Raw genomic sequence first — 2,383 nt, 5'->3', positions numbered from 1 at the left:
CACCCGTTGGTGGGCGGGGGCGGTGGGGGGGCCCCCCCCCCCCCCGCCCCCCACCCCCCCCCCCCCCCCCCCCCCGGGGGGGCGCGGGGGGGGCCCCCCCGCTTCCGACATCGAGATCGCTAGGCGGGAAGGTATACCGCAGCGTTGAAGCTGGAGCCGATCACCGCGGCACTTCCGATGCTGCCGGTGCCGTTACCGAGCCACCGGTACAGCTTATCGAGGTGGTAGTTGACGGCAACCAGATCTCCCCGGCCGTCGCCGTTTAGATCGCCGAGCCCGGAGAAGTTGATGTAAGCCCCCCAGTTGCAGCCGAGCTGGGTGGCGCCGTAGAGGTTACCCTTACCATCCCCGTACCACCGGTACAGGCATTCGTTGACCGCATTCCTCGAGACGACGTCGGCGTTTCCGTCGCCGTTGAGGTCACCGACGCCGGTGAGGCTGGCACGGTAGTCCGACCACGCGTTGCAGCCGAGCTGGGCTGCGGAGCCGAATGCGCCGGTGCCGTTGCCGAACCAGCGGTAGAGACAGCCGTTGTTGCTGTTGACTGACAGAAGGTCACCGTTGCCGTCGTTGTTCAGGTCACCGGCGCCGGCCAGGACGAACTCGTACGGCCCCCAGTTGCAGCCGAGCTGAGTCCCGCCGGTGAATCCGCCGCTACCGTTGCCGTACCAGCGGTAGAGGCATTTGTTGTCCTCGTGGATCGCCACGAGGTCCCCGATGCCGTCGCGGTTGAGGTCGCCCGGCGTCGCCAGGCTGGCGGAGTACGGGTGCCAGTTGGTCCCCTTGTAGACCCCGGGCAGGATTCCGCCGTTGCCGTCGCCCGCGTAGAAGTACATGTCATAGCCATTGACGGCCACGACATCGCTGATACCGTCACGGTTGAAGTCGTTTCGCTTGTCGGCGATCGTCGCGTGCGCCGGACTGGAGACGACCACCACCGTGGCCATTGTCAGAATCAGGGCAAGGGCCAAGCCCAATGACCGTCGCAATGCATTCCTCCCCGCTGATGCATATTGATCAATTCGTGGCTGGGATACTAGCACCATCGCATTCGCCGTGGGGGGCACGGCGAAATCACCGGATGCCAGATGACGAGGTGCTTACGTCAGGGAATGCGTGAGGCGCCAGTCAACCAGATGCTGTGACCACCATCGGTAAGTTTTCAGCCCACCTTCGGCGTGGCACGGTCGATGATCGCGGCGTGGTCGACGCCGGCCGGCAGCGTGCCGTACGCGTAGCCGTGCTCACCGCCGAGCCGGGACGCGCAGAAGGCGCCGGCGACGGCCGGGTGGCCGTGCCGCACCAGCAGCGAACCCTCCAGGACCAGGGCGAGGCGCTCCACCACGTGCCGGGCCCGCAGCTCAACCTCGGCCGGGTCGGCGAGGTCCGCGCGGAGCCGCCGCACCGCCGCGTCGAGTCGGGCGTCCGCGCCGGCCGCCGCGTTCACCTCGGCCTCGAACGCGGCCAGCACCTGCGGCTCGCGGGCCAGGGCGCGCAGGACGTCGAGCGCGGCCACCTTGCCCGACCCCTCCCAGATCGAGTTCAGCGGGGACTCGCGGAACAGCCGCGGCATGCCGGACTCCTCCCACGTACCCGTTGCCGCCGAGGCATTCGACGGCCTCGGCCGCGTGGCCGGGCCAGCGCTTGCAGACCCAGTACTTACCGACCGCGACGGCGAGCCGCTTGAACGCGGCCTCCTGGGCGTCGCCCCGTGCCGAACGGTCCGTCGCGCCCGCCAGCCGCAGCATGAGTACGGTGGCGGCCTCGGACTCCACCGCCAGGTCGGCGAGGACGTTGCGCATCAACGGCTGATCGCCAGGCCGCCGGCTTCTACTCCGTCGTCCCCTCGCTTCGTCGGACCGCCTGATCAATCAACTCGGTCGCCATGTCCGGGGAAGCTTCAGACGTATCGATGGTGAGGCCGGCTGCGGGAAGCCTCTCTGTCTGGTCCCACGCCCTGAGGCGTTCCGCCGCGTCGCCCGTCTGTCGCTCCACAATGCGACGTTCCGCCACGTCCCGGAGACAGGTAAGAGCAACTACGGCCCACCGCGCGTTGTCTTCACCACGGGAACAGGTGAGGCGATCCGTCGGGGACCTTCCGAAGTCGTGTCTGGAAACCCTCCCTGCAACGTGCCGGCCTGCCGGCAGCACTGCGCTTTCACGACCAGCCGCACTCCTACGCAACATGGCTGGTCTCCGACGGCGTACCGATCAACGACGTGGCGAAGGTGATGGGCACGAGCAGACGTCGACGACGTTGAACCGCTACACGCACTCGACGGCTGAGCTGTCGGCTCCGCCTGAAAACTGACCCCGTGGTTCCGGCTGAATTTTGACCCCTTCCGGAAGCATCGGGAGGTGCTGAGCGTGGAGGACTGGGCGG

The 2,383-nt window shown here is 67.9% G+C and carries 1 protein-coding gene and 1 pseudogene; both read right to left on the bottom strand.

The genetic code is table 11. The features are described 5' to 3' along the window. Positions 1 to 119: 119 nt before the first annotated feature. Positions 120 to 947 (bottom strand): FG-GAP repeat domain-containing protein, encoded by an 828-nt coding sequence (locus ACIBR0_RS23570; protein ID WP_396719063.1) that lies wholly within the window; start codon positions 945 to 947, stop codon positions 120 to 122. Positions 948 to 1,162: 215 nt separating this feature from the next. Beyond that, a pseudogene (locus ACIBR0_RS23565) lies at positions 1,163 to 1,850 on the bottom strand (acyl-CoA dehydrogenase family protein); the annotation flags it as partial. Between the last annotated feature and the right edge of the window lie 533 nt (positions 1,851 to 2,383).

This window comes from Micromonospora sp. NPDC049497 (assembly GCF_044465805.1).
Classification (GTDB): domain Bacteria; phylum Actinomycetota; class Actinomycetes; order Mycobacteriales; family Micromonosporaceae; genus Micromonospora.
This window is presented reverse-complemented; position numbering and strand designations above follow the sequence as displayed.